Below are 25,660 nucleotides of genomic sequence, written 5' to 3'. Positions count from 1 at the left end.
GACACACTGTCTCCGGCGTCGATCCGCCCGGATCGGACTACACCGGGTCGAGATCTCCGACCGTCAGCCGCTTCTTGTTCCGGACGATGTAGATCGAGAACGGGATCAGCTGGCAGACGACGAGCGCGAAGGCGACGCCGATCAACGGTCCCGCGATCCCCAGCACCGGGGTCAGCACGAACGAGAGCGTGATGCCGACGGCGGCCATGCTCAGCGTGGGGATCACCTGGAAGCGGATTCCCGGCTTGTCCATGATGAACATGCCCAGGGGGTACACCGCCGCGGTCATCATGATCATCAGACCGAACGCGAAGATCGTGCTCGGCCGCACGGTGAGCTCACCCTGCGTGATGAAGCCGAACAGCCACGGACCGACGAGCCACACCATCACGGTCGCGACGGCGATGGCGGACGCGAACAGGACCGACAGCAGGAACGGTCCGCGCCGGAGATCGCCGTCGTGGCGACTCTTCGCGAAATGGGGCCAGAGCGCGAGTCCACCCGCCATCACCAGTCCGTTGAGCGCGAAGAAGACCTGTCCCGCCACTCCGTACTCCGCCACATCGGTGGGACCGCCGAGCTGGGCGATCACGTACCGCTGGGAACCCACGGCGATGGGATAGGTCACCATCTGCGCCAGCATCGGCCACCCCACGTCCATCACCCGGACTCCCGGATACCGCCGAGGGCGCAGGACCATCCGCGCAGCCGCGGGAATCAGGGGGGACGTCGTGCGCGCCGTGATGAGGATGCCGAGCAGCGAGACGATGAAGGAGGCCGCGAAAGAGGCGATGGCGACGAAGGAGTGAAGGTTCTCACCGCCGAACGTCAGCATCAGCCAGACACCGGTCATGGTCAGGGGTGAGATCAGGCCCTGGAGGAGGATGACGATGTGGTTGCGGCGCTGCCCCAGCATGATCCGCGCCCAGACCCCGAGGGGGATGCCGAGGCAGAAGATGGTGACGCAGTAGAACGCGGCCAGCGAAGCGCCGGGGCGACCGCCTGCTTCGCCGAACACCAGCTCCCAGGCTCCGGTGAGCACGAGGATCGTGTTGATCGCCATCGCCGTCGCCGCGAACATCAGCAGAACGCGGCCGACCGATGTGAGCTGATATCGCAGCTTCTCGTCCGTACGCACGTTCTCGCTCGTCGCGACCGCGTTGACCAGAACCGCCCCGCTGCCGAGGTCGGTGAACGTGAGCAGAGAGGGGATCGTCGTCAGCAGCGTGTACAGGGCGAAGCTGTCGACGCCGGCACCACCGATGATCATCCGGGTCGTGAGGACGCCACAGACCAGCGCGATGACCATCGTCAGCGCACGCGCGCCGACGGCGAGAAGAGAGCCCATGCTTACATCGTCACCGGGGCAGGGCCCCCAGCGTCGTGCTGCTGCCGGGGAGTCGTGATACTGAGGCGATATCAGACGGCACCGGGACGGCAACTGAGCCCTGGGCGGCGGCGAACGGCGGAAGCAGCGCGAAGGAGCCATCGACGACCGGAGCACCCTCGATGAACTGCGAACGACGGTCCTGACCCGTCGTGGCCGTGAACCCGGCGAGCGTATCGCTCACGGCGGGGTCCCTGGAGACCGATCCCTTCGACCACGCGGAGAACCATCGGGGCGTCCCCGGCGATGTGCGCTGGTAGAGGTTCCCGTTGACGCTCGACACCATCTGGGACCCGGTGTACTGCATGGAGAAGTCCTGCACGCAGACCAGGCAGTTTCCGGCGCTCTCTGCCATGACGTTGTTCGACATCACGACGTTGCGCACGATCCAGGAGGCCTGCGGCGCGTACCGTGTGCGCGGGTCGTGGCCAGGCGTGTTCGGGTCGGACGCGCGTCGGGCATCCATCCCGATGCTGATGTTCCGGTTGCCGTTGCCGACGAAGGTGTTGTTCCAGATCTTCACATTGCCGGAATTGAGCACGAACAGCCCGAACTCGCCGTTTCGGGCGATGACATTGTCGGCCACCACGGCCCGCTCCGACAGTTCGACCATGACGCCGTGGCCGGTGTTGCCGATCACGTCGTTGCCTGTGAACGCGATGTCGAGCACCGATTCGTCGAACCACGGTCCTCGTCCGTCGTTGCCGGTGAATGCGCTGTCCGTCACCGTCACCCCGCGAGTCCGCGTGACCTTGAAGGCGCCGGAGACCGGGGAATCGTTGAAGTGCTCCATGTTGTTGCCCACCGAGAGCATCTGGGTCACTCTGAGCCCATCCGCCTGCGAAGCCCCTCCTCCGAGCAGGCCGTTCCCGATCAACGACACGCGGGTCAGCGTCGTCCCGGGGGCCCACGAGTAGAAGCCCGTCGTCGAGTTGTCGCGGATGGTCACGTCGGTGAGCGCGACGTTCGGGGCTGCCGCGATCACGGTGCCCATCTGCGGAACGCTGGTGGCGTAGCGGCGCACGCCGATTCCACGCACCTCGCTGCCTGCCGAGCGGATCGACAGAGCCTGCGTGAGCACGCTCGCCTCGACGGATGCGCCCGTGGGGTTCGTTCCGATCACCAGGCGCTTGGCCGCATCATCGACGAAGAAGGTGCCGTCCGAGACCTGCGATGCAGAGGCCACCTCCCGCAGCTGCACCCCGGCGACCCAGACCTGGTCGGGGTGTGCGGCCATCGGGTGGGCCGGATCGACGAAGCGCCACTCGGCCTGAGTGTTGTCCGGCGCCCCCTTGGTGTAGGTCGGACTGGCGTCGAGAGCCGTGTTCCAGCCCTCGACGACCCATGTGCGTCCCGAGGCCTTCCACCCCGTGACCGGCTTCGCACCGTCGAGCCAGACCGACTCGTTCGGTGCCGGTTGGATCGTGACCCGCTTCTGCGCGGGCACCACGATCTCCTCGTGGTAGGAACCGCCGCGCAGGACGATCGTCCCTCCGTTCGGAACGACGCGCAGCGCGGCAGCGACCGTCTTGACGGGCGAGTTCTTGGTTCCCGAGGCTCCGTCGACTCCCGAGGGAGAGACATAGACCGCCGTCGCCGGGGCGTCGTAGGCGAGCGTTCCGGGCGCATGGGCACCGGGAGTCCCGCGCACGCCCTCCGGCGTTCCCGGCGGCACCGGCTCGGGCTCGGGCACCGGTGTCGGAGTCGGAGTCGGCGTCGGCGTCGGAGTCGGCGTCGGCGTCGGACTCGGCGTAGGAGCCGGAGTCGGCGAGGCCGTCGGCTCGGGCGACGGGGATGGCGTCGGCTCCGGCGCAGGCGTGGGCTCCGGCGCAGGCGTGGGCTCCGGCGCAGGCGTGGGCTCCGGCGCAGGCGTCGGCTCCGGCGCAGGCGTCGGCTCCGGCGCAGGCGTGGGCTCGGTGGAAGGTTCCGGCACCGTGGTGGGAGTGGTGACTGAGACGTCGTCGATTCCGACCGGAACGGCGGTCCGAGCACCCGAAGACGTGTAGAGCGAGAAGGCGTAGCCACCCGCCGCCTGGATCCGGTCAGCCGAATCGTCGGAGTACGTCACCTGCCAGTCAGTCGGCTCCGCAGCGCCCGATTCCCAGGCCTTGGCGCCCAACTCCACCGGGCTCGTGCCGGTGACGCTGAGCGCCACGGTCAGCGTGGTGTCGCCCGTCACCGTGAGCGGGAGTCTGCGCTCGCTGAGGTGCTGCACGCGCATGAGGTCCGTGAGACGCACGATCGACACATAGGCAGAGCCGTCGGGATGCACGCGCACACGCACCCCATAGGAGTCGGCACCGGACACGCGGACAGCCTGGGAGAGGTAGAGCGGCCCTCCCACCGGAAGCTCGGGGACGGTCAGCGAGAAGCGGCTGTCCACGTCGGTCGCGGCGACACCGTCGACGGTCGCTCGGGCGGTGATTCCGGGCTTACGGCTCGCGAGCAGGGCCTGCGCGCCTGTCACGCTCGCCGTTCCCTCCACGACGCGCCAGGGCCCCTCGGGCGACGAGCCCCATCCGGAGCCGACGGCGCGATCCATGTCATCGTCGATGACCGGGGTGTCCGCCGATGCCTGGGACTGTGCGAGAGTCACGGCGTCGTCGGCCAATGCCGACGACGGAACGGTTGTCAGCGCGGCAGCGAGCGCAAGGGTGGCCGTCAGTGCACCTGCGAGGAGCTTTCGAGAGCGTCGCCGAGGCGGAGTCGCGGACTCGCGTGATGCGAGATCGAGGAACGGAGTGGACACGATGTCACCGTCTTCTGGGGCAGATTCATGATCACCCCGCATCTCCGCCGCAGTTTAGACCCCGGCAGCAAAGAGCGAGTCCCCCTCGCAACTCATGAAGAATACCCGGCTACCGAGGCAAAGACAAACGAACACAGCGTCACACCGATATACTCCGTCGCCTGCGCGGTGTCTCCGCGTCGAGACATCGCGTCAGTCGCTGTAGTACTCGCTGCGGTGTCGATCCGGACGAGCACGGTTCAGGACGGTGCCGAGGATGCGCGCGCCACCCGATTCGAGCGACTTGACGCTCTTCGCGAGGGCGGCGCGACGGGTCTTGGTCGCGTCGACCACGAGGATCACGCCGTCGGTCTGGGTGGCGAAGAGGTTCGCGTCCGCCACGCTCAGGATGGGCGGAGAATCGATCACGACGTAGTCGTACTCCGCCGCAGCGAAGTCGAGCAGCTGCGCCATGCGAGCGGAGGTGAGCAACTCCGCAGGATTCGGCGGGATGGTGCCGGCGGGGAGGATGTCGAGTGTGCTGTCTGCCACGCTGTGCTTGGCCACCTCGAACTCGACCTCGTCGAGCAGCACGCTCGTGAGTCCGATCGAGCCGTCGATGCCGGCGTGCTCGTGAGCCCGCGGCCGCCGCATATCGGCGTCGATCAGCAGGACGGAGTTGCGCAGCCCGGCGAGCGTCATGGCGAGATTCACCGAGACGGTCGACTTGCCCTCGGACGGCATGCCCGACGTCACCAGCAGCACCTTCACCCGTGAGGAGACGTTCGCGTAGGCGAGCGCCGAGCGGATGCGACGGAACTCCTCGGAGGTGTGGCCCAGCGGCTCCTGGGCCACAGCGATACCGCGCATGGCCAGCAGCGGAGACTTCGAGACGACGCCCAGCACAGGGTCGCCGCCCGCCTCGGTCAGCGTCTCCTCGGTGCGCATGCGGGTGTCGAGCACACCGATCAACGCCGCGATGGCGAGTCCGAGGACGCCACCCAGGAAGCCTCCGAGGAGAGCGTCGCGAGGCTTGCTCGGTGTGAACTGGAACTCGGGCACGACGGCATCATCGATCACCTGAGCGGTGATCGTGGATTCGCCCTGTGGGTCTTTCGGCGCCACATCCTTGACCACGATGATGAGTTGTTCGGCCACGGCGTCGGCCAGCTCGGCGGCCTCCTTCGCGTCATCGGTGATCCCCGTGATGCGCAGCGTCACGGTGCTCTGCGGGATCGTGACCTCGATGTCACGCGCGAGAGCGCGCGGCGTCGTGTCGAGGCCGAGCTCCTCGATGACGGGATCGAGCACCCGCGAGCTCGTCGCGAGCTGCGCGAAGGACAGCATCTGGCTCTGCGTGTACACAGAGCCCTGGTTGAGGTCGGAGGCGCTGGTGCCCTGATTGAGAGCGAAGTAGAGCGAGGTCGTCGCCTGGAAGAGCGGGGTCTGCAGCGAGGCGTACCCGTAGGAGCCCGCGGCCCCGACGACCCCGAAGAGCACGACCATCCACCAGAACTTGCGCAACGAGCTGGCGATGACGCGCAGACTCACCCGGCTCTCGCCCATGACTCCCCATTCCCCCTCAGACTTCGATTCTAGAGGAGTGTTCGATTCCACGACTTCATGACTGTGCAGGGCGCTCCACGGCGCCACGGGGCGGGCGCGAAGTCTCGAGCGATCCCCGCCGTATCTCCACAGGTCCCTCGCGCATTCCACCGAGCGCGTCGGCGTCGCGGGCCCACGTGATCGCGAGCCCCACGCAGAACCAGAGGAACATGCTGTACTGCGTGATCAGTGCGACCACCACGAGGCTCGGCAGCTGCCCCACGACGGCGATGGACGCCGGGCTCCGGGTCGAACGTCGCACGGTCATGATCGCCGCGCAGACGATCGCCGCCATGATCAGCAGGGTCGGCACGTAGCCGTAGCGGAGCAGCGTGAGGACGAGGGCGTTGTCGACGGAGCGCGCGAAGTAGCCGAGGTAGTAGTCACCCGAGACGAGCGAATGCCAGTCTCCCGGATTGCCGAAGAGCTGCACCTGCTGGAGGAGCACGAGGAGGTCGGTCCGATAGTCCGCGCTGCCGCCGGCCTCATCGCCCGCCGCCCCGAAGACGGAGTCGATGATCGGGATCGCGATGACGGTGCCGATGACGCCGGCGGTGACGATCGCGACCCGGAACCGGGTGGACACCCCGACGATCAGGAACGTGGACAGCACCAGAGTGAGCACGAGGGTGAGCTGACCCGCGCGACTGAACGTCAGGACCGTCGCCACGGCGATGAGTACGACGCCGCCGATCTTCGGGAGCAGACGCCACTTCGTCGCCACGATGAACGCCGACGACATCGCCAGGGCCGCTCCCAGGGCGATCGAATGCCCGAACGCGCCTTCCACCCTCAAGACCCCGCCGCGTTCCTGCAGAGGGCTCCAGGTGTCGTAGATGACGCCCGATCCCGGGATCAGCACGAACGGGTTGAACGACGTGAAGAACTCGACGATGCCGAGGACCGCGGCGATGATCGCGACCACGGCGATCGTCGACGTGACCCACCCCGGCGCGATGCGGGCGAGGACGACGCGCCCCCAGAGGTAAGGGATGACCCACTCGAGCAGCGCGGCGACGAGAGACGGAAGGTCCACCGAGCCGAAGCCGTACAGTCCGACGATGACGATGATGAACGCCACGACCCAGGCATCCGCGGCGCGCAGAGGGACGACGGACCAGTTGACGATGATCATCAAAGCCGTGAGCAGCGTGATCGCCGCCCAGTAGAAGCCGACGTTCACGCCGACCCAGAGCGGCACGAAGAAGAGCACGCATGCCCAGGCCACGAAAGCGGTGCGCGGCATCAGCCGGAGCACGAACACGACGATGGCCACTGCTGCGATTCCTCCGACGGCGAGGAGCGCGATCGGAACAGCAGTGGCCATGCGTCAGGATCTTACTGGGGCGCGGTGACGCGGAACGAATCGAACGAGACGTTCAGAGGCGCCGTCGAACTGCCCGACCGGTTGCCGCTGAGGCCGACCGCTCCCGCAGCCAGCGGCGTCGCATCCGTCGCGTTGATCTGCCAGTTCGCCGGCTCGGTGGTACCCGTCGCCCAGATCTTCGCCGAGATGGCGGTCGAGGTCGACCCGGTGACCGACACCTTCAGGCTGTACGACGTGTTCGCCGCCCAGACCAGCCCGGGCACGGCCTGCGTGAGCACCACGGTCCCTTCACGGTGGACCACGAGCCACACGGTTCCGTCGGGACGGAGCCACGCGCGGGCGAAGTACTTCCCCGCGGCCGTCTGACGGGCGATGACTCCGATGTAGGCGCCACCCGCGGCGGGAGCCTGATCGACGCGGAACTGCGTCTCGAAGAGGGCATCACCGATCGACGTCGTGTTGAGCGTCGCATGACGGGTGTCTCCGGCGACCAGGCTCAGCTTGCCCTGGCCGTCGGCGACGGTCGCCGCCGCCTGCGAGCCTCCGGCGATGCTCCAGGCACCGCCGGTGACCGCGCTCCCCCAGCCGGGACCAGCGGTGCGGTCGAACTCATCGCTCGCCAGCGCTGCCGGGTTGGGCTCAGGCTGCGGCTCGACAGGAGGTGCCGTGACCGTGACCTGCTGGGTGGCGGTGTTGGTCGCGCCCTTGTCGTCCGTCACCGTGAGGGTCACCGTGTAGGTGCCCGCCGCCGTGTACGCCCGCGAGCTCGTCGCTCCGGTGCCTGTCGTTCCGTCTCCGAAGTTCCAGGCGTAGGAGGCGATGGTGCCGTCCGAGTCGGTCGACGCTCCGCCGTTGACGTTGACGGTCAGGCCCGTGGCCGTCGCCGTGAACGCGGCGGTCGGCGCGACGTTCGTCGGCTGCGGCTCGGGCTGCGGCTCGGGCTGCGGTGTCGCGGCTCCGAGGTTCTTCAGCGTGAAGTCGTCGAAGCTCGCGAGGTTGGTGCCGGTCGCGCTGCCGGCTCGGTAGGAGAACACCGTCGGGGCTCCGGCGGCCTGGAGGGCCGGCGTCGCATCCGTGGTCGAGAGCTGCCAGTTAGCGGGCTCTGCAGCGCCGGCCGCCCACAGCTTCGCGCGGATCGTCGTGGTTCCGGAACCCGTGGTCTCCATGGCGAGGTTGAAAGTGCTTCCCGCGGTCCACGTGAGACCGGCGACCGCGGTGCTGGCGATGGCCGTTCCGTTGCGGTGGATCACGAGCCACGTGGTGCCGTCCGCACGGTGCCATGCGAGCGCACGGTAGCCGTTCGAACCGGAGCGACGTGCGCCGAGTCCCTCGTACGCGACACCCGTCGACGGTCCGGAGGCCAGCGAGTAGGTGATCCGCGCCGACGTGTCGAGGAGCGACGTGCCCTGCAACAGCATCTCGCGGGTCTCGCCCGGGGTGAGATTCACCTTGCCGACGCCGTCGGCGACGGAGGTGACGGCGGCCGAACCGCTCATGGGTGCCCAGGTGCCGCCGACATCAGCCGCGCCCCAGCCACTCGAGACGACGCGGCCGAACGAGTCGGATGCTGCGAACACCTGCGCCTGAACGGTCACGGACTTCGTGACGCTCGCCGAGCCGCCGAGGCTGTCGGTGACCGTGAGGGTGATGTCATGCGCACCCGGCTGGGTGTACGTGTGGCCGGCGGTCGCCCCTGTACCCGCAGGCGTTCCGTCGCCCCAGTTCCAGGAGTAGGAGAGCGTCGCCCCGTCGGACGCGCTCGACCCTGCGGCCGAGACGTCGACGTTCATTCCCGACGCGGTCGATGTGAACGTCGCGACCGGGTTCGCATGGGTCGTGACGGCCTCACGCGTGGTGGTCGCCGTGCCACCACGGTTGTCGGTGACGGTCAGGGTCACCGTGCGCGTGCCCGCCGAGGCGTACACGTGGCTGGCGACCTGGCCGCTCGACGTCGATCCGTCGCCCCAGTTCCAGTCGTACGACGCGATCGTGCCGTCGGAGTCGGTGGAGGCGGAGGCATCGGCGGAGACCGAGAGACCGGTGCCCGTGACCTCGAAGGAGGCGGTGGGCAGCACATTCGCCGCCTGGACCACGACCGGGTTCTCGGTCGTGGTGGCCAGCCCGTTGCTGTCCGTGACCGTGAGCTTGGCCGTGTAGGTTCCCGCGGCGGTGTAGGTGTGCGAGACCGTCTGGCCGGTGGCCGTCGCCGAGTCGTCACCGAAGTCCCAGCTGTAGCCGGTGATCGTGGCCGAGCCGGTCGGTGCGGATGCACTGGCGTCGAACGCCACCGCGAGATCGGTCGGCGTCGCGGTGAAGGCGGCGGTCGGCGGCTGGAAGCCCTTGCCGATGCCGTAGTGCGTCTGCACCTGTGCGGCGGTCAGCGCGTAGGGGTAGACCGCGACCTCGTCGAGCGCACCCTTGAAGTTGATCGAGCTCGGCGCGGACGGCCAGCCGTTGAGGTTGTCCCCGCCGACGCGCCAGTAGCCGACGTAGTTCTCGGCAGTGGTCGCACCGGCTGCCGATGAGACGAGAGCGCCGTCGATGTACAGCTTCATGCCGGCAGCGCTCTGCGTGGCCACAGCATGGTGCCACGCATTGTTGTTCAACGCCGTGGAGTTCTGTACGGTCTGCGTGCTGCCGTTGTACGTGCCGAAGACCAGCCGACCGTTGTTCGTCATGTAGAGATGACGGTCGTAGCTCGTGGAGTCACCCGATGCCGCGTTCCCGTAGCCGAGAAGCTTCCCACCGGTCGTCGTGTTCGTCTTGAACCACAGTTCGGTCGAGAACTCCGTCGGGGCGGCGATCTTGTCGGTCGACGAGATTCGTCCCGTGCTCGTTCCGGAGAAGGTCGAGGCACCGGTGGCGGTGTTCTCGACACCGGAGGTCGACGACGTCACGCCCGAGCCGAACACCGGCGGGTTCGCCCCCGCCCAGTCCTGCGGCGCGGTGCCCAACGGGTAGTACAGCTGCGGGTTATCCGTGATGACCGCGTTGGTGTAGCTCGAGACCGTGCCCGATGCGACGGTCACGGACATCGCCTGACTGCTCACGGTGTTGCCGTTGCCGTCCTTCGCGACGACCGTGTACTCCTGCTGCGACCCCGGCGTGGCGGTCTTGTCTTCGAGGATGACGGCCGGTCGGTTCCACCAGGTTCCGTTCGCCGTGGTCGTGGCGACAGGGGTCGCCGTGCCCGTGCGACGGAGCTCATACGTGAGCGTCAGGTCGTCGCGGTCCCAGTTGGCCGGGATCGAGACGCGGACGCGACCCGGAATGAACGACTGCGCAGTGCCTGTCCAGTTGGCCGCGGCGAGGCGGGGTCCGTCCTTGGCTCCGCCCGGAGGGTTCGTCGAGAAGCGCACGAGGCCCTCGAATCGACCGTTGTTGACCGAGCGGAACTCGCCGCCGATCGAGATCATGTTGCCGGCGCCGGTGATGGAGAGTCCGGCCTGACCCAGGCCCGTCGTCACGCCGACGGCCCAGTCGGGCGTCCAGGCGTAGGGAGACGGCGCGGGGGTGCCCGCCCAGTTCTTGTAGGTGCCGCCGGCTGCGGGCTGGTTGCCCAGCGAACCGCGGGCATCGGCCGTGTACGCCTCGGAGTAGCGGTGCGTGCGCGGGTTCTGCTCGGGGTGCAGGTTCATCGTGCCGCACGCGTGCGTGTGGCTGGTCGTGTAGACGACCTTGCCGGTCGAGTAGACGCCGTAGTGGTCGCCGAGGCAGTCGGCGATCCAGCGGACCTGTCCGGTTCCGGCCTCCGCCGCGAACGTGCCCTCGAGGTTTCCCGTGGCGGCGTCGGCGTAGACCCAGCCGGTGCCGTAGACGGCCGTGGCATCGGCGGCGAGTCCGAAGATGCCGGCCTTGCCCGAGTTGCTGCCCGTGTTGGAGCCGTTCTTGACCGTCTGCGGGAGCGCCCACGACGAGTCGACGGCACCGGTCGTCTTGTCCAGCGCGACGGTGCCGCGCATGGTCAGGTCGCCGTTCACCTGCGAGAAGCGGCCGGCGGCGATGACGTTCTGACCCGCGGGGTCCATGACCATCGCGTCGACCTGGAGGTCGGTCTGCGGTGCCCAGCTCAGCAGGGCCCCGTTGGCGGCGTTGAAGCCGGCGAGGTTCTTGCGAGCCGTTCCGTTGCCCTGCGTGAACAGGCCGCCGACGTAGACGCTCGATCCCGAGGTGGCGAGCGCGTAGACGCCGCTGCCGCCGATGGACGGCGAGAATCCGGGGACGAGCTGACCGGTCACGGCATCGAGGGCCGCGAAGTTCCAGCGCGCCTGACCGTTGACCGAGTTGAAGGAGCCGCCGATGTAGATGCGGCTTCCGTCGGGCGAGGCGGCGACGGCCTTGATCACGCCGTTCACCTGCGGGGCGAACGACAGCAGCTGGCCGGTGTTGATGTCATAGGCGAGAACGTTCGAACGCGCCGTCAGGCTCGTTCCCGGGGCAGCCAGGGGCGCACGGGCGTTGTCGAACTTGCCGACCGCGTACACGGTCGAACCGATGGTCGTCTGAGACCAGACGTAGCCGTTGTCGATCTGCACGGTCGGAATCGGATCCGACGTGACGACGTTGTCGTCGCGCTGCAGCAGGGGCGGTGGTGTCGACGGGACGTCTGCCGACGCCGCCTGTGCACCCAGTGTCGTCATGCCGGCGACGAGCAATGCCGCCGTCACGACAGACGCAAGCGCGCTCAGCGCCCGCCTCGTGGTCGATGTGTTCCCCATAGTGACTCCCCAGCCGCCAGTTTTCTTCTTCGAAAATGAGTTAGTGCGATGAAAAACCGAAAGTGATGCGAAAGAATGCGTGCGCGTCAGGAGAGCTGGCCGGCGAACGTCGCCACCGGCTCTCCTGCGGCGTAGTTGACGCTGATCTTCACCGAGCGGCCCTGAGTCGGGTCGAGCATGAAGACGTAGGTCCCCGTGGCCTTCGCGCCGGCGGCGAGCTCGCCCTGCAGGGGCTCGTTCGGACCGGCGGTGGTCGAGACGCCGATGTCGCCGTCGTCCGTGACGAGGCTGACGACGGCGGAATCGACGCTCTGCGCGCGCTTCGAGTCGTTGGACACGGAGAGCGTGACGACGACTGCGGAGCCGGCGTACTCGCCGGGCGTCTCGGGCTTGATGGTCGTCGTCGAGATCTTGTCGATCGTGACCACCATGTCGGTGGAGAGCGCGATCGGTGCGTCGAGCGCCCCGCTCTGCTCGGTGAGCGCCGGAGCCTCGGTGGGCCCTTCGGTCTCCGTGTCGGAAGGCGGCGTCCAGTCGGTGGTGCTGGTGCCTTCAGGCGCCGGCGTCTCGGACGCGCCAGGCGCTGCGGTGCAGCCGGCCGTGACGAGTGCGAGCGCCACCAACGGCGCGACGACCATCGCTCGTAGTGAGCGCGAAGAGCCGTCCCCAGAACGGCATGATGAAACTTTGAACACTGCAGCTCCCCAGAACCCAGATTCCCCGTTCCCAAAGCCCCCTCGGCTTCGGGTCCCCTTCAACCGCGTAGAACGCGGCGTCGGCTAATCGTAGTGCGAGGACCGGAATATCGCAAGTGTTCGCTCAAGAAGACTGTCGCCGATGTCCTCCCAGTTGCGCCAGGATGGTCGCGACGGAGGCCTCGACCTCCGAGATCGTCTCCAGGTGTCCGCGGCTTCCGTGGCGATCGGCGATGCTCGTCGGGTCGACGGTCGTGCGGCCTCCGAAGAGCTGCCGCAGGCGGGTCCCGACACCTCCGGACGCGGCCAACGGAACGGCTCTCGATCGACCCCGGTCGAGGTGGGCGACATATTCCGCCACGCGATCCGGAGCAGACGACGCGAAGCCCTCACCGAGGTGAGCGGCTTCCTTGATCGTGAACATCCAGTCACGCGACCGCGGTGCCAGTCGCACCAGCTCGCCACGGATGTCGCGCGAAGCCGTGAGCACGATGCTCGCCTGCTCGATCTGCTCGACCGTGACCGGTCGCGCCCGGTGCGCCCGGGCTTGGGCCTGCCACTCCTCGTCGTCGTGCAACGACGCCACGACCGAGCAGATCGGGTCGCCCGCGTTCGCTCGGATGCCCGCGCTGCTCACCGAGAGGGGCGAATCCGCCCCGAGCCCCCGCCTCAACGCGAGTTCGGCCAGAGGCGACCGGCAGACGTTGGCGGCGCAGACCACGAGGATCTTCTCGTCGGTCATGCGGCCTCCCCGAGCTTTCCGATCTCGCGGAACCACTTCACCGCGGCGAGTGCCAGGAACAGGACGGCGGCCGCGCAGAGTGCGCCGTAGCCGACGAGGAACGCCGGGGTCCATCCCCACAGGACGAACACGAGGCACACGAGACCGAAGTCGGTCGGCAGCAGGATGAGAGACCGCAGCAGGGTCCCGCCGCCGCGCTCATGGGTCGACGCCACCGCGTGCTTTCCCTTGAGCAGGTCGTTGAGGAGCATTCCGGAGAACGTGGTCGTGGCCACGATGCTGAACACGATCGGGATCAACAGCAGCAGAGGCGTCTCGGGGAGGACGCGGTAGAGCCCGATGAGCACGGCGAGATGGAGCGAGGCGATCTTGATCGTGTCGATGAAGTGATCGAGCCACTCGCCCTGGGGGCTTCCCCCGCCGCGCAGACGTGCGACCTGGCCGTCCGCGGAATCCCAGGCATACCCGAGCACCAGAAGGAGGGCGATCAGCAGCCCCATGGGCACGTTCACGGGACCGAACGCGATCAGTCCGATCGCGACGAACGAGTGCACCGCGCTGATGATCGACACCTGGTTGGGGGTGAGACCGATCCGGTAGGCCACGGCGGCGAGCACCCGCCCGATACGACGGTTGACGTACACCGAGTAAGCGGGTGCCCCTCGGGCGTGCCCCTTCTGCGCACGCGCGAGACGGTGATATGCGTCTACGACCATTTCCTGCCCTTCTGGACCGTTGCGTGGGTCCGCGCGATCCGACGGGCCTCGCGGACACCGCGAAGATAGGCCCGGATCGGTGCGGCCGACTGGATCAGCTGCCGTCGCCCACCTCGGAGGATGACCTCTCTGGCCGTGCGGGGGATGGACCGGCGCCAGCGCTGCACCGCGGCATCGTCGAGATGACGCACCGCGTACAGCATCCGGTTGCGGATGTTGTAGTAGTAATACCCCTCGGATTTCGCCCGGGAGGTCTCGGGTTCGGCGCGCTGCGTGCCGCCCTCATCATGCACCGCATTGGCGTCTTCGACGAGCATCAGCGAGCCGCCGGCGGACACCACGCGGCGAGAGAAGTCGACGTCTTCCCAGTACAGGAAGTAGTCGTCGTCGAAACCGCCGGCGAGCTCCCACACTTCGCGCGTGATCCACAGGCAGGCCCCGCTCAGCCAAGGTTCGAACGGCTGCGCATCGCCGTCGACGCGCTTGCGACGTGCGCGCATGGTGCCGTCGTCGAGCAGGAGGTCGATGCCGGCGAACCAGGTTCTTCCATCGGAATCCGTGATGACCGGCGAAGCGAGCGTGGTGCGTGAGGCTGCGGTGACGGAAGCGAGTCGACGCAGGGAGTCGCGGTCGATGTGCGCATCGGGATTGATGACGAGCACGTCGGTCGCCCCCTCGGCGAGCGCGCGCGTGACACCGATGTTGACGCCGCCGCCGAAACCCGAGTTCGATTCCGATTCGATCAGCAGCCAGCCGTGCGCGTCGGCGACTTCGCCGGCGGCACGCCGTTCGTCGGCGTTCGACCAGTTGTCGACGACGAGGACGAGCACGTCGGGATCGATCGCCTGCGCTTCGCGCTCCACGGTCACCAGATTGCGTTGCAGAAGCCACGCCGAGGCGTAGTTGACGACGACGACGGCAAGCCGTCCGTGCTCGATTGACACGCGATCCTCCCCCCGGATCCGGGTCACGGATCGCCTCGGGTCGTCGGTCGAATTCCCCAGAGTCGCGACCGACGTCGACTCCCAGGACAACGACTATACGCGAGAGCAGCCCCCGCAGATCGGTATCAGGGGGTTCACGATACGATGAGCCGGCGTCGGAGTCGAGGCGCGATACTGCCATGGGGATGGGGCGGATGAGCAGGGGACCGGAATCGAACGACATGATCACTGTGACGATCGGCGTACCCACGTACCGGAGGCCCGAGCTTCTGGCGGCCCTGCTCCGGACGCTCCCCGCACGCATCGCCGAATGCGCCGACCTCGGAGTCGCGGTGGATGTGCTGGTCGTCGACAACGACCCCGCGGGTTCTGCGCGGAGCATCGCCGCGGACGCGGATCTCCCTGTGCGCTACGTCGTCGAACCCGCACCGGGGATCGTCGCCGCGCGCAACCGCATCCTGGATGAAAGCGCCGATCGCGATCTCCTCGCCTTCATCGACGACGACGAGATCCCTCGGGAGGCATGGCTCTCCTCGCTCATCGAGGTCTGGCGCGAACACGGTGCGGACGCCGTGATGGGCCGCGTGATCTCGGTCTTCGACGAGGACGTCGACCCGTGGCTGCTCGCGTCCGGCACGTTCCGGCGACCGCCGAGACGGACGGGCACCGTGCTGCAGGTGGCCGCCGCGGGCAACCTGCTGCTCGACCTCCGTTCCGTCCGTCGGCTCGGGCTGCGCTTCGATCCGTCCCTCGGTCTGGGCGGTGGGGAGGACACGCTCTTCTCGCGGCAGCTCGCACGTCGTGGCGGCCTGATCGTGTGGTGCAACGAATCGGAGACAGAGGATCTCGTCGTCGCGTCGCGCCTGAGCCGCGCCTGGGCGGCGCAACGGGCATACAGCTCCGCGAATGCCGGCACCCGCATCCAGCTGATGTTGACCGACGGGAAGATCCGTCGCGGCATCCTGCGGTTGAAGGCCCTGGTGGGCGGCGTGGCCCGGATCGTCGTCGGCGGCCTGCGCAGGATCTTCGGAACACTGACCTCGAACATCACCCATCACGCCAGAGGAACCCGCCTCGTGCACCGCGGCCGCGGCACCATCGCCGCCGCCCTCGGCCGTCGCTATGACGAGTACCGCCGCCCATCGGAGGATGACACGACCATGACCGACACCGCATCGAGCATCCGCGTGATGCAATCGTTGGGCGCCCCCCGTCCGACGACGAACCCGTACAACAAGATGCTCGATGAGGCGCTCGGATCCACGGAGGGCCTGACCCGCCTGCGGTTCTCCTGGGGGACGGCTCTGTTCGGACGCTACGACGCCTTCCACTGGCATTGGCCGGAGGCGAAGCTGCACGGCTCCACGTGGTGGAAGTCCACGGGCAAGTTCCTCCTCACGACGGCGCTCGTGTTCCGACACCGCCTCTCCCGTCGCATCGCCGTGGTGCGCACCGTGCACAACATCGAACTCCCCGACGACAACGCGCCTCGGCTGTGGCTGCTGCGTTTCATCGATCGCCACACCGACTACCGGATCGTCATCAACGAGACCACTCCGCTCGCCCCCGGCACCCCGCACAGCCTGATCCTGCACGGCGACTACCGCGGCTGGTACGCGAAGTTCCCCTCGGCGGAGCGGGTGACGGGGCAGCTGGGGTCGTTCGGCGGCATCCGTCGCTACAAGGGCCTGGAGGGCTTCATCGACGCCTATGCCGAGGCCGTGACGGTCGAGCCGGCGCTGAGCCTGCGAATCGGCGGGCGGCCGTCCACCCCTGAGCTCGGCGACGACCTCCGGGCGCGGACCGCGGATCTCCCGGGCGTCGAGCTCCACCTCGACTTCCTGAGCGATGCCGAACTCGTCCAGCTCGCGACCTCTTCCGACCTGATCGTGCTGGCCTACCGTTTCATGCACAACTCGGGCAGCGTCCTCGCCGCCCTGTCGATGGACCGACCGGTGCTCGTCCCCCGCAACGAGGCGAACGAGGCTCTCGGACGCGAAGTCGGACCGGAGTGGGTGCTGATGTACGACGGCGATCTCGATGCGCCGACCGTCGTCGAGGCGTGGCGGTCCGCGACCACGCTGACGGGCTCGCCCGATCTCTCCCGCCGCGACTGGGCCGACGCCGGCCGCGCGCACGCGGACGCGTTCCGCGCCGCCGTGCGGGTCAAGCGACGCGGCGCCAAGCACTAGGGCGCCTCGGCAGCACCCGGCGCATCGTCAGGCGGGGGCCAGCAGCCCTCGCACGAGAGATGCGACCATGATCTGCGTCGTGAAACGCCGCTCCACCTCGATCCGGCCGTTCCGCCCGAGCTCGGCGGCATGTCCCGGATCGTCGAGCAGTCGGAGCAGCGCGAGGGCGAGCTCGGCGGGATCCTCCGGACGAACGAGGTGTCCGGTGCGCCCCTCGCTCACGTACTGCTCCATCCCCGGGGTATCGGTGACGACGACAGGACGCGCCGTCGCGAGCGCTTCGAGTGCGACCGTCATCCCGGAGGCATGGAGGTTCGGCCGGGTCGGGATGACGACCACGCTCGCGGTGGCGTAGAGGTCGCGGAGGTCGGCATGCGGCATGTGCCGCACGACCCGGACCCCCTCCGGCGGGTCGAGATCCGACCGCGTCTGAACCACCGCCTCGGTCTCCGGACGGATGGCGAGGACCCGGGCGAGCGCCGCATAGAGGGTGGCGGGGTCGCGGTCGCGGTCGTTCCCCACGCTCACGATCCGCGGCCGGTCCGGATAGGGCCTCGGGACGAAGAACGCACTGTCGATGCCGAAAGGGACAGCGAACACGCGCGTCGGTCCGTGCCCGAGCATCGTTCGCAGAGGTTCGACCTGTGCGTCGCTGAGCACCCAGGCGGCCTCCGCCCTGCTGAGCATCGCGACCATCCGTGCCGGTGCCTCCCCGGTCTCGGCCATATCCGTGAGCCAGATCACCCCGGTGGCGAATCGGGTCCGCGGGTGGGTCGTCTGCATCCGATAGGCCGTGTTCTCATCCCACGTCAGCGTGAGACCGTCGACGGGGCGCGGCCCCATGGACAATCGCGCACGAGCTCGCGCGACGCGGCCCGGCGGGGCGAGGTCGATCACCTCGACCGCCGCGTGGTCACGCAGTGCATCGAGACCGTACGGCCAGATGCTGGGCACCTCTCCCCTGGCGTGGCTCTGCTCCCAGGTGCGCGCCGACTGTTCGACACGATGCGCCCAGGTGAGAGACAGCGAGGGACCGCCCTCGGATTCCACGAGCCCACTATGGACCCCCTCACCCGTCCTGGCAAGAGAGGAGTCGCCGATCACCCTGGAAACCGGCTCCGGAAGGAACTCCGCCCTCAGAGCTCGCCGGGCTTCATCACCTCGGCATCGATGGCGCGGATGACGCGCTGGGCCGCGGTGTCCGTCGGGGGCTCGGCACCATCGCCCTCACCCTTGCGTCGCCGCTGGGGCGCGTACACGACGAGCGAGTGGAAGAGGAAGCGGGCGAAGAACGCCACGATGAGCGAGAGGCCGGTCGCGACGACGCTCGAGATGTGCCACGACTCGACCATCAGAGCCATCACCGGGATCCGCAGTGCGGCCTCGATGTTGTTGAACGCGAAGGAGCTGGCGAAGCGGATGCCGAGGGCGCGCGCGTCGGTCCGCATATCGGCGAACACGAAGCGCTCCTGCAGCACGAAGTTGCCGATGATCGTGACCTCGGCACCGATGATCGCCGCCCAGATGTACGGGACCCCTGCGGCGGTGAGCGCCCACATGATCCCGAGGTTGGCGGCGGCGCCGATCGCACCGATCAGTGCGAACAACGACATCTTGCCGAAGCGCAGGCGCGCGAGGTGCTCGAGGAACATCGCCCCCTGACGCATGCTCGCCTTGGACGTGCCGTGTCGACGTTCAGCGAACTCCATCGGCACCTCGGCGATGCGCAGATCGTTGCGAGCGAGGATCTCGAGGAGGATCTTGAAACCCCGGGGTTGGAGCGTCGAGCGGTCGAGACGACCGCGATCGACCAGGAAGAACCCGGTCATCGGGTCAGTGCTGCGGGCGAGACGGATCGGGAACATCGCCCGCGTCAGCCACGTCGCGACGCGGGAGACGCCGAAGCGCACAGCGGTGCCGAGGCCGCTCGTGTCCCCTCCGCCGATGTAGCGGGACGCGGCGACGACATCGGCGTCTCCCTGCGCATACCGGGCGAGCAGGGTGGGGAGGAGTTCGGGCGGATGCTGCAGGTCGCCGTCCATCACGATGCAGATGTCGAAGGCCGCGGCCTCGAGCCCGACGACGACGGCGCCGCCCAGTCCGCCCGTGTTCTCGGAGCGGTGGATCACGCGCACGGGGAGCGGAGCATCTGCCGCCACCCGCGCGACCTCGGCCGCCGTGTCATCCGTGCTGTCGTCGACGAACAGGATCTCGGCGTCCCACCCCTCGAGGGCGACCGCAGTCCGTGCCACGAGCTCGGCGATGTTGTCGCGCTCGTTGAACGTCGGCACGATGACCGTGACCGGTGTCCCCACGTCCGCCCCCTGTCCCCCACGCGCATCGCGTGCGGCCTCCATCGTTCCACGGGTTCCTATGCGGGAGGAAACCCGGACCTGCTAGACTTTCGAACCGCGGCTGTGGGAGTCGCGAAGCGGATGGGGATCCGCTTACTGGGGAATTACTGATCTGGGGAGATCATGGGGACGCGTATCGGCTATGCCGTTGGTGCTTTCGACCTGTTTCACGTCGGGCATCTGAACCTTCTTCGTCACGCCAAGCAGCACTGCGACATTCTGATCGCAGGCGTCGTCAGCGACGAGATGCTGCGTCAGGTGAAGGGCATCGAGCCCGTCATCCCGACGGCCGAGCGGGCGGAGATCGTGAAGCACATCTCGTTCGTCGATGACGTCTACGTCGAGACGACGCCGTCGAAGATGGACTCGTGGCGCGACGTGCAGTTCACGCACTTCTTCAAGGGTGACGACTGGCGCGGCACCGAGAAGGGTCTGCGCCTGGAGCGCGAGTTCGCCGAGGTCGGCGTCGAGGTCGTGTACTTCCCGTACACGGCGCACACGTCGAGCTCGTCGCTGCGTCGCGCACTCGACGCGATCACCGCGGGCGCGAACGCTCCCGCGGTCGCCTCGGTGCGCTGAGAGCCCGAGCAGCCCTTCGCCGCCCGGTCGGTGCGCCACCGCCGACGTGAGGTCAGTTGGCGACGCCGAGCAGACTGCGCGCCATGCGCGCCACGTGCGGCGGAGTGTGCGGCCCGAGCCACACCGTCCACTGCGACGGCGGCTCACTGCATGCCCACTCCACGCACCACGCGTGCACGGCGTTCGCGAGCCGTTCGCCACGCGTATGCGCCCTCGTTCCGTCTCCACGCACGAGCCAGCGCACCGACACCCCGTCGGGGACGTCGATGTGTCGGAACTGGATACGTGCCGCCGCTTCGAGGATGACGACGCCCTGCGCGTCCCACGGCAACCGCGCGGCGATGCTCGCGATGAAGCCGGCGTCGGCGGCGTCGCCGGCGATGAGCACGGCACCCTCGATGTCGTCCCAATCGGGATCCTCCAGATGCTCGCATGCGCCACTCATGGCCCCAGCCTAAGTTAGGGCACCCTTACTTACAAGGGATGAGTCCGGATCAACGCGTCGATCCGACCGCGCCGTCATCTCTAGCCCTCGCGCGTGCACCCCGTCAACGGCCTGTTCCGAGAGTCGCCGCAAAGGCATCCTGCGAGTGTGAACCGAGCATTCGCGCGCCGCAGCCGTCACCGCCTCCGAGCGGCGTCGGTCGCCGTTGCGCTGCTCCTGACCCTCGCTCTGGGCGGATGCGGACTCACGGTACCCGCTGACCCGGACGGAACCTTGGAGACGGTCTCCGGCGGCGAACTCCGCGTCGGCACGGCGCCGGACGGCGACCTCGTCCGGATCGAGCACGGGGAACCGACCGGGAGCATCGTCGACCTCGTCGACGGGTTCGCCTCCCGCCTCCATGCCGAGACCGACTGGACCGTCGCCTCGGAGGAGACTCTCGTGACGATGCTCGAAGAAGGGCACCTCGACCTTGTCGCCGGCGGCATCACGAGCGACACCCCCTGGGTGGACGAAGCCGGAGTCACTCGCGGCTACCGCGGGATCGAAGGCGCCGACGGTCGAGAGATCGTCATGCTGGTGCCTCTCGGCGAGAACGCGTTCCTCTCCTCTCTCGAGCGCTTCCTCGACGAGGAGGTCGGCGAATGAACGAGACAGGGCAGTTCGGTCGCACAACCCTCCCCCCAGAACAGCAGAGGGCGATCCGGAGCGCCGTGCGCTGGGAGATCTTCACGATCGTCTACACGTCGATCACCATCGCCGTGATCGCCTTGGTGGTCGGCGAGTCCCAGGCCATGCGGACGGCGTGGATCGAGGACATGCTGTCCCTCATCCCGCAGTTCGCCTTCCTCGCGGCGCTCCTCTTGGTGCGTCGTCGCCCCACCAGGAAGCACCCGTACGGTCTGCACAGGGCGATGGGCATCGGGCATCTCGTCGCGGGTGTGGCGCTGCTCGCCGTCGGCCTGAACCTCGCCATCGAGGCCGTCACCGGGCTGATCGCCGCTGAGCATCCCACTATCGGCACCGTGCAGCTGTTCGGTCAGACCATCTGGCTCGGCTGGCTGATGGTCGCGGTGATGGCGGTCGTCATCATCGGCCCCGTGTTCTTCTACGGGCCGGCGAAGTCGAAGCTCGCCCCCGTGCTGCACAACAAGCTGCTGTACGCCGACGCCGACATGGCGAAGGCCGACTGGCAGACGACGGTCGCCTCGATCGTGGGCGTTCTCGGCGTGGGTGTCGGCCTGTGGTGGCTGGACGGAGCCGCAGCCCTCTTCATCTCGCTGGGCATCGTCTGGGATGGCTTCCGCAACACCCGCACAGCCGTGGTCGATCTCATGGATCAGCGCGCACGCACGTACGACAGCACGCAGCCACATCCGCTGGCCGCCGATATCGTGTCCTACCTGCGGAGCCGTCTCTGGGTCTCGCGGGCCGCGGTCCGCATGCGCGACCAGGGGCAGGTGTTCCACATCGAGGCGTTCGTCGTGCCACACCGCCGCACGGTGAGGGTGACCGACCTCAGCGCGGCCGCCGAGGGGATCGCCGACCTCGATTGGAAGATTCAGGACGTCGTCGTCATCCCGGTCGAGCAGCTGCCCGACGAGGCGGACACGGGCCACCGTGTGCCCAGCCGACACTCAGCGCCACCTCATCCGCGCGGCCGTAGGCTGGATGCATGACTGCTCTTGCCTCCGACACCATCACGATGTTCGGCGCCGACTGGTGCCGCGACTGCATCCGCACCAAGAAGCAGCTCGACGCGCTCGGTGTCGAGTACACGTACGTCGACCTGGTCGCCGAGCCCGCCGCCGCAGACGTGGCGAAGGAGATCTCGGGCCGCACCAACATCCCCGTCGTCGTGTACCCCGACGCCTCGCACCACGTCGAGCCGTCGAACGCCGACGTCGAGTCGAAGCTGCGCGAGCTCTCGCTGATCTGACCCCGCGGCATCGCCCCACTACACTGGCGCGATGAGCACCGAGGCTCGGTCCGAACGAGCACCCGTCCGTCTTTCTCCGCGCACGATCGTGCTGTACGCGATAGGCTCGCTCGGGACTGGCGGCTATGCGACACTGCCGGGCCTCGTGCTGACCTACTTCCTCACCGACAATCTCGGTGTCGCCGCCCTCGCCGCCGGTCTGATCGTCACGGCGGCGAAGATCTGGGACGTGCTGATCGACCCGCTGATCGGGGCCGCGTCCGATCGCCAGCTCGCCCGCACCGGGTCGCGCCGCGGGTTCATGGTGACCGGTGCGCTCGCTCTGCCCCTCTTCTTCGCCCTCACCTTCGCCGTACCGCCTTCCTGGGGACCGGTCGTCGGAGCGATCAGCGTGCTGCTGGCCTTCCTGGCGACCGCGACGGCATTCAGCCTGTTCCAGGTGCCGTACGTCGCCCTGCCCGCGGAACTGACCGGCAGCTACGACGAGCGCACGCGTCTGCTCGGGTGGCGCGTGGTCGTGCTGACGGCAGCCATCCTGCTGTTCGGCGCCGGTGGCCCCGCCCTGCGCAATGCCGGCGACGACCCTGTGCAGGGCTACCTCTTGATGGGCATCGCCTCGGGTATCGCAATCGGCATCGGCATGCTGATCGCCTCCCGGACGGCGGATGTGGCGGCGAAGCGCACCGCAGTCTCCCCCGTCACCACCGCTGACGCTGCCATCCCCACCGCTGACGCTGCCGCCACCGCCACTTCGACCTGGCGGCACCAGTACATGTCGGGCTTCCGCGCACTCGGGCGCAGCCAGCCCTTCCGTGCACTCCTGGGGACGTTCGTGCTGCAGGCGCTCGCAACGGGAACGATGCTCGCCGGCGCGCAGTACGTGGCGACCTGGGTGCTGCGGTCGGAGGACGCGGTCACCTTCGTCTTCGTCGCGCTGGTGGGCCCCGCACTGCTCGCCACCCCGGGATGGACCGTGATCGCGCGACGGGTCGGCAAGGAGCGGGCGTTCGCGATGGCCACCGTGCTGTTCACCGCGGCCGCGGCGTCGCTCGTCTTCGCCGTCTGGGCATCCGGCGCCTGGATCTACGTGTCCGTCGCGGTGGCCGGCGTCGCCTACGCAGGACTCCAGTCGCTGCCGATGGCCATGCTGCCCGATGTGATCTCGCACGACGAACGCACGAGCGGAGCGGGACAGGCCGGCACCTTCACCGGCATCTGGACCGCGGGCGAGACCGTGGGCTTCGCCCTCGGCGCGACCGCTGTGTCGTTGACCCTCGCGGCCACCGGCTACATCTCGACCGTCGCAGGCGCCACGGTCGAACAGCCGGACGCGGCCGTCACGGGCATCGTGCTCAGCTTCAGCGCGCTGCCCGCCGTGCTGATGGCCGGGAGTCTGCTGACCCTCCGCCACTACCGCCTGCGCCGAGCGGACATCGATACCCTCGAGCCCTTCCATGCCTAAGCTGGGATCCCGTCCGAAGGAGACGTCGATGACTTCTGCGAGCACAACCGCCACCTCCGCCCCGACCTCGAAGCGCGCGTCGGGAAGCGCAGCTCCGGAGCTGGGCGAAGGGGAAAGAGAACGGCTCGACGCCGCGGTCGATGCCCTTCAGACCGGAACGCGCACCTGGTCTGCCCTCACCGTCGCCCAACGGGCGACGCTGCTGCGCGCGGTGCGCACGAGCGTCGCCGCCACCGCGGAGGATTGGGCGCACACGGCCGCCGCATCGAAGGGCCTCGACGCGCGGCATCCCCTGCGCGGTGAAGAGTGGCTCAGCGGACCGTACAGCGTGCTCGGCGCGCTCGACGCCTATATCGAGACCCTCTCGCGCCTGGCGAACGGTGTGAACCCGCTCGACGGGATCACGATCGATCGCGCGCCCGGAGGACGCACCCGCGTGCACGCCTTCCCCCTCACCGGCATCGACGGGTTCCTGTTGTCGGGCTTCGCGGGCGAGGTCTGGCTGGAACCGGGGATCACCCCCGGCGCCGCGCGCGCAGCGGCCGGCCTCGCGCAGCGCACGCCCACCGAGTCGGGCGGTGTGGGCCTCGTGCTCGGAGCGGGGAACGTGACGTCGATCCCGGTGCTCGACGTGCTCTACGAGCTGCTCGCCCACAACCGCACGGCTCTGCTCAAGGTGAACCCGACACAGGATGCGCTGGTGCCGGTCTACAAGCGCGCACTCGCGCCGCTCATCGAGCCCGGGTTCCTGCGCATCGTCCGCGGCGGGCCCGACGTCGGGGCCTACCTCACCGGCCACCCCGGACTCGTGCACGTGCACATCACCGGCTCGGCGGCGACGTTCGACACCATCGTCTGGGGTCCGTCGAAGGGCGAGGGCGCGGCGGCGACGAAGCGACGACGTCGTGAGGATCGCCCCCAGCTGAAGAAGCCCATCACGGCTGAGCTCGGCGGCGTCTCCCCCATCATCGTCGTGCCCGGCGCCTGGACCGATGCCGACCTCACCTACCAGGCCGAGCACATCGCGACCATGCGGCTGCAGAACTGCGGGCACAACTGCATCGCCGGCCAGGTCGTGATCATCTCGTCCGACTGGGACCAGGCGGATGCTTTCCGCGCAGCGCTGCGGCGCGCGTACGCCAACGCGCCGGAGCGCCCGATCTGGTACCCCGGTTCTTCGTCGCGGATGGAGCTCGCGACCGACGCCTACCCCGACGCCCTCGTGCTGGGCGACCGGCTGCTCGTCGAGATCGATGCCGACGACGATCCGACGGCGCTGGAGAGCACCGAGTACTTCGCCCCCGTGCTGGGCGTCGTGACCGTGCCGGGCACGGGCCAGGACTTCCTGGACGCCGCCGTGACTCACGCCAACGACAAGCTCCAGGGCACCCTCGGCGCGAACCTGCTGATCGACCCCGCGACCGAGAAGTCGCTCGGCGCCGGCTTCGAGCGGGCCATCGCCGCGCTCCACTACGGGTCCATCGCGATCAACAGCTGGACGGCGTTCGCCTTCATCACCCCCACCCTCACATGGGGTGCATTCCCCGGTGGAACGATCGGCGACGTCGGCAGCGGCATCGGTGTGGTGCACAACGCCCTCCTGCTCGACGGCGTCGAACGCTCGGTGCTGCGCGGCCCTTTCCGCCCGTTCCCCCGGTCGCTGCCGATCGCGAACGGCGGTGGACGATTCACGATCCTGCCGAAGCCTCCCTGGTTCGTCTCCGCGCGCACCGGGGCGGCCGTCAGCGAAGGGCTGACCCGCTACCGGGTGGACGGCAGCATCACCGGGCTCGTGAAGACGCTGACGAAGGCGCTGCAGGCCTGACG

The 25,660-nt window shown here is 68.4% G+C and carries 19 protein-coding genes; 7 read left to right on the top strand and 12 right to left on the bottom strand.

What is annotated here, in order from left to right; all coding sequences use genetic code 11:
• Positions 1-37: 37 nt before the first annotated feature.
• From MST3598_RS03135 to MST3598_RS03090, 9 genes are all read right to left on the bottom strand, one after another.
• On the bottom strand, positions 38-1,348 hold the full coding sequence (locus MST3598_RS03135) for a hypothetical protein (RefSeq protein ID WP_021198741.1): 1,311 nt from the start codon (positions 1,346-1,348) through the stop codon (positions 38-40).
• A gap of 10 nt (positions 1,349-1,358) precedes the next feature.
• Positions 1,359-4,136 carry a NosD domain-containing protein gene (locus tag MST3598_RS18350; protein WP_157749850.1) on the bottom strand — a complete coding sequence of 926 codons (2,778 nt, stop codon included), beginning with the start codon at positions 4,134-4,136 and terminating at the stop codon, positions 1,359-1,361.
• A 192-nt stretch (positions 4,137-4,328) separates the two neighbouring features.
• Positions 4,329-5,681 carry a polysaccharide biosynthesis tyrosine autokinase gene (locus MST3598_RS03120; RefSeq protein ID WP_029258764.1) on the bottom strand — a complete coding sequence of 451 codons (1,353 nt, stop codon included), beginning with the start codon at positions 5,679-5,681 and terminating at the stop codon, positions 4,329-4,331.
• 55 nt (positions 5,682-5,736) lie between these two features.
• Complete coding sequence (locus tag MST3598_RS03115) at positions 5,737-7,047, bottom strand: hypothetical protein (protein WP_051670954.1); 1,311 nt, start codon at positions 7,045-7,047, stop codon at positions 5,737-5,739.
• 11 nt (positions 7,048-7,058) lie between these two features.
• Positions 7,059-11,765: a PKD domain-containing protein gene (locus tag MST3598_RS03110; protein ID WP_051670955.1), complete on the bottom strand. Its 4,707-nt coding sequence runs from the start codon at positions 11,763-11,765 to the stop codon at positions 7,059-7,061.
• An 86-nt stretch (positions 11,766-11,851) separates the two neighbouring features.
• Positions 11,852-12,403 (bottom strand): DUF4352 domain-containing protein, encoded by a 552-nt coding sequence (locus MST3598_RS03105; protein WP_021198746.1) that lies wholly within the window; start codon positions 12,401-12,403, stop codon positions 11,852-11,854.
• A 181-nt stretch (positions 12,404-12,584) separates the two neighbouring features.
• Complete coding sequence (locus MST3598_RS03100; protein WP_051670956.1) at positions 12,585-13,202, bottom strand: arsenate reductase/protein-tyrosine-phosphatase family protein; 618 nt, start codon at positions 13,200-13,202, stop codon at positions 12,585-12,587.
• Positions 13,199-13,918: a CDP-alcohol phosphatidyltransferase family protein gene (locus MST3598_RS03095; protein ID WP_021198748.1), complete on the bottom strand. Its 720-nt coding sequence runs from the start codon at positions 13,916-13,918 to the stop codon at positions 13,199-13,201. The genes MST3598_RS03100 and MST3598_RS03095 overlap by 4 nt, the downstream gene beginning before the upstream one ends.
• Positions 13,909-14,862, bottom strand: coding sequence for a glycosyltransferase family 2 protein (locus MST3598_RS03090; RefSeq protein ID WP_231494423.1), 954 nt, complete (start codon positions 14,860-14,862; stop codon positions 13,909-13,911). The genes MST3598_RS03095 and MST3598_RS03090 overlap by 10 nt, the downstream gene beginning before the upstream one ends.
• 221 nt (positions 14,863-15,083) lie before the next feature.
• On the opposite strand from MST3598_RS03090, the gene MST3598_RS18630 reads away from it, so the two are divergent.
• A complete protein-coding gene (locus tag MST3598_RS18630; protein WP_231924908.1) occupies positions 15,084-17,054 on the top strand; it encodes a glycosyltransferase in 1,971 nt (656 codons plus the stop codon).
• Positions 17,055-17,081: 27 nt separating this feature from the next.
• Here the strand turns inward: MST3598_RS18630 and MST3598_RS03075 are convergent, their stop codons facing one another.
• Together MST3598_RS03075 and MST3598_RS03070 are read right to left on the bottom strand one after the other, a co-directional pair.
• Positions 17,082-18,104, bottom strand: a complete 1,023-nt coding sequence (locus tag MST3598_RS03075; protein WP_029260466.1) for a glycosyltransferase family 4 protein — start codon at positions 18,102-18,104, stop codon at positions 17,082-17,084.
• Between the two features lie 86 nt (positions 18,105-18,190).
• Positions 18,191-19,411: a glycosyltransferase gene (locus MST3598_RS03070; protein ID WP_021198752.1), complete on the bottom strand. Its 1,221-nt coding sequence runs from the start codon at positions 19,409-19,411 to the stop codon at positions 18,191-18,193.
• 120 nt (positions 19,412-19,531) lie between these two features.
• Here MST3598_RS03070 and MST3598_RS03065 point away from each other — a divergent pair, with 120 nt between their 5' ends.
• Complete coding sequence (locus MST3598_RS03065; protein WP_021198753.1) at positions 19,532-19,987, top strand: adenylyltransferase/cytidyltransferase family protein; 456 nt, start codon at positions 19,532-19,534, stop codon at positions 19,985-19,987.
• A gap of 52 nt (positions 19,988-20,039) precedes the next feature.
• Here MST3598_RS03065 and MST3598_RS03060 read toward each other — a convergent pair whose 3' ends face one another.
• On the bottom strand, positions 20,040-20,432 hold the full coding sequence (locus MST3598_RS03060) for an SIP domain-containing protein (RefSeq protein ID WP_017831448.1): 393 nt from the start codon (positions 20,430-20,432) through the stop codon (positions 20,040-20,042).
• A 147-nt stretch (positions 20,433-20,579) separates the two neighbouring features.
• Between MST3598_RS03060 and MST3598_RS03055 the strand changes: the two genes are divergently transcribed.
• From MST3598_RS03055 to MST3598_RS03035, 5 genes are read left to right on the top strand one after another with little or no spacing between them, the layout of a single operon-like run.
• The gene (locus tag MST3598_RS03055) at positions 20,580-21,080 is read left to right on the top strand and encodes a transporter substrate-binding domain-containing protein (protein ID WP_029260467.1); all 501 of its coding nucleotides are present in this window, start codon (positions 20,580-20,582) and stop codon (positions 21,078-21,080) included.
• On the top strand, positions 21,077-22,111 hold the full coding sequence (locus MST3598_RS03050) for a cation transporter (protein WP_081860193.1): 1,035 nt from the start codon (positions 21,077-21,079) through the stop codon (positions 22,109-22,111). Before MST3598_RS03055 ends, MST3598_RS03050 begins: the two co-directional genes overlap by 4 nt.
• Positions 22,108-22,371 carry a glutaredoxin family protein gene (locus MST3598_RS03045; RefSeq protein ID WP_029260469.1) on the top strand — a complete coding sequence of 88 codons (264 nt, stop codon included), beginning with the start codon at positions 22,108-22,110 and terminating at the stop codon, positions 22,369-22,371. The genes MST3598_RS03050 and MST3598_RS03045 overlap by 4 nt, the downstream gene beginning before the upstream one ends.
• A gap of 31 nt (positions 22,372-22,402) precedes the next feature.
• Positions 22,403-23,833 (top strand): MFS transporter, encoded by a 1,431-nt coding sequence (locus MST3598_RS03040; protein ID WP_029260470.1) that lies wholly within the window; start codon positions 22,403-22,405, stop codon positions 23,831-23,833.
• A 28-nt stretch (positions 23,834-23,861) separates the two neighbouring features.
• Positions 23,862-25,658, top strand: a complete 1,797-nt coding sequence (locus MST3598_RS03035) for an aldehyde dehydrogenase family protein (protein WP_029260471.1) — start codon at positions 23,862-23,864, stop codon at positions 25,656-25,658.
• Positions 25,659-25,660 lie beyond the last annotated feature (2 nt).

Source organism: Microbacterium sp. TPU 3598, assembly GCF_002356155.1.
In the GTDB taxonomy this organism is placed as follows: Bacteria; Actinomycetota; Actinomycetes; order Actinomycetales; family Microbacteriaceae; genus Microbacterium; species Microbacterium maritypicum_A.
The sequence above is the reverse complement of the archived record's forward strand: the minus strand, read 5'-3'. Positions and strand labels throughout refer to the sequence as shown.

Coding starts and splice junctions, on each gene's coding strand:
- MST3598_RS03135 (WP_021198741.1), bottom strand. CDS start 1,348: ATGGGCTCTCTTCTCGCCGTCGGCGCGCGTGCGCTGACGATGGTCATC.
- MST3598_RS03120 (WP_029258764.1), bottom strand. CDS start 5,681: ATGGGCGAGAGCCGGGTGAGTCTGCGCGTCATCGCCAGCTCGTTGCGC.
- MST3598_RS03115 (WP_051670954.1), bottom strand. CDS start 7,047: ATGGCCACTGCTGTTCCGATCGCGCTCCTCGCCGTCGGAGGAATCGCA.
- MST3598_RS03110 (WP_051670955.1), bottom strand. CDS start 11,765: ATGGGGAACACATCGACCACGAGGCGGGCGCTGAGCGCGCTTGCGTCT.
- MST3598_RS03105 (WP_021198746.1), bottom strand. CDS start 12,403: ATGGTCGTCGCGCCGTTGGTGGCGCTCGCACTCGTCACGGCCGGCTGC.
- MST3598_RS03100 (WP_051670956.1), bottom strand. CDS start 13,202: ATGACCGACGAGAAGATCCTCGTGGTCTGCGCCGCCAACGTCTGCCGG.
- MST3598_RS03095 (WP_021198748.1), bottom strand. CDS start 13,918: ATGGTCGTAGACGCATATCACCGTCTCGCGCGTGCGCAGAAGGGGCAC.
- MST3598_RS18630 (WP_231924908.1), top strand. CDS start 15,084: ATGATCACTGTGACGATCGGCGTACCCACGTACCGGAGGCCCGAGCTT.
- MST3598_RS03070 (WP_021198752.1), bottom strand. CDS start 19,411: ATGGAGGCCGCACGCGATGCGCGTGGGGGACAGGGGGCGGACGTGGGG.
- MST3598_RS03065 (WP_021198753.1), top strand. CDS start 19,532: ATGGGGACGCGTATCGGCTATGCCGTTGGTGCTTTCGACCTGTTTCAC.
- MST3598_RS03060 (WP_017831448.1), bottom strand. CDS start 20,432: ATGAGTGGCGCATGCGAGCATCTGGAGGATCCCGATTGGGACGACATC.
- MST3598_RS03050 (WP_081860193.1), top strand. CDS start 21,077: ATGAACGAGACAGGGCAGTTCGGTCGCACAACCCTCCCCCCAGAACAG.
- MST3598_RS03045 (WP_029260469.1), top strand. CDS start 22,108: ATGACTGCTCTTGCCTCCGACACCATCACGATGTTCGGCGCCGACTGG.
- MST3598_RS03040 (WP_029260470.1), top strand. CDS start 22,403: ATGAGCACCGAGGCTCGGTCCGAACGAGCACCCGTCCGTCTTTCTCCG.
- MST3598_RS03035 (WP_029260471.1), top strand. CDS start 23,862: ATGACTTCTGCGAGCACAACCGCCACCTCCGCCCCGACCTCGAAGCGC.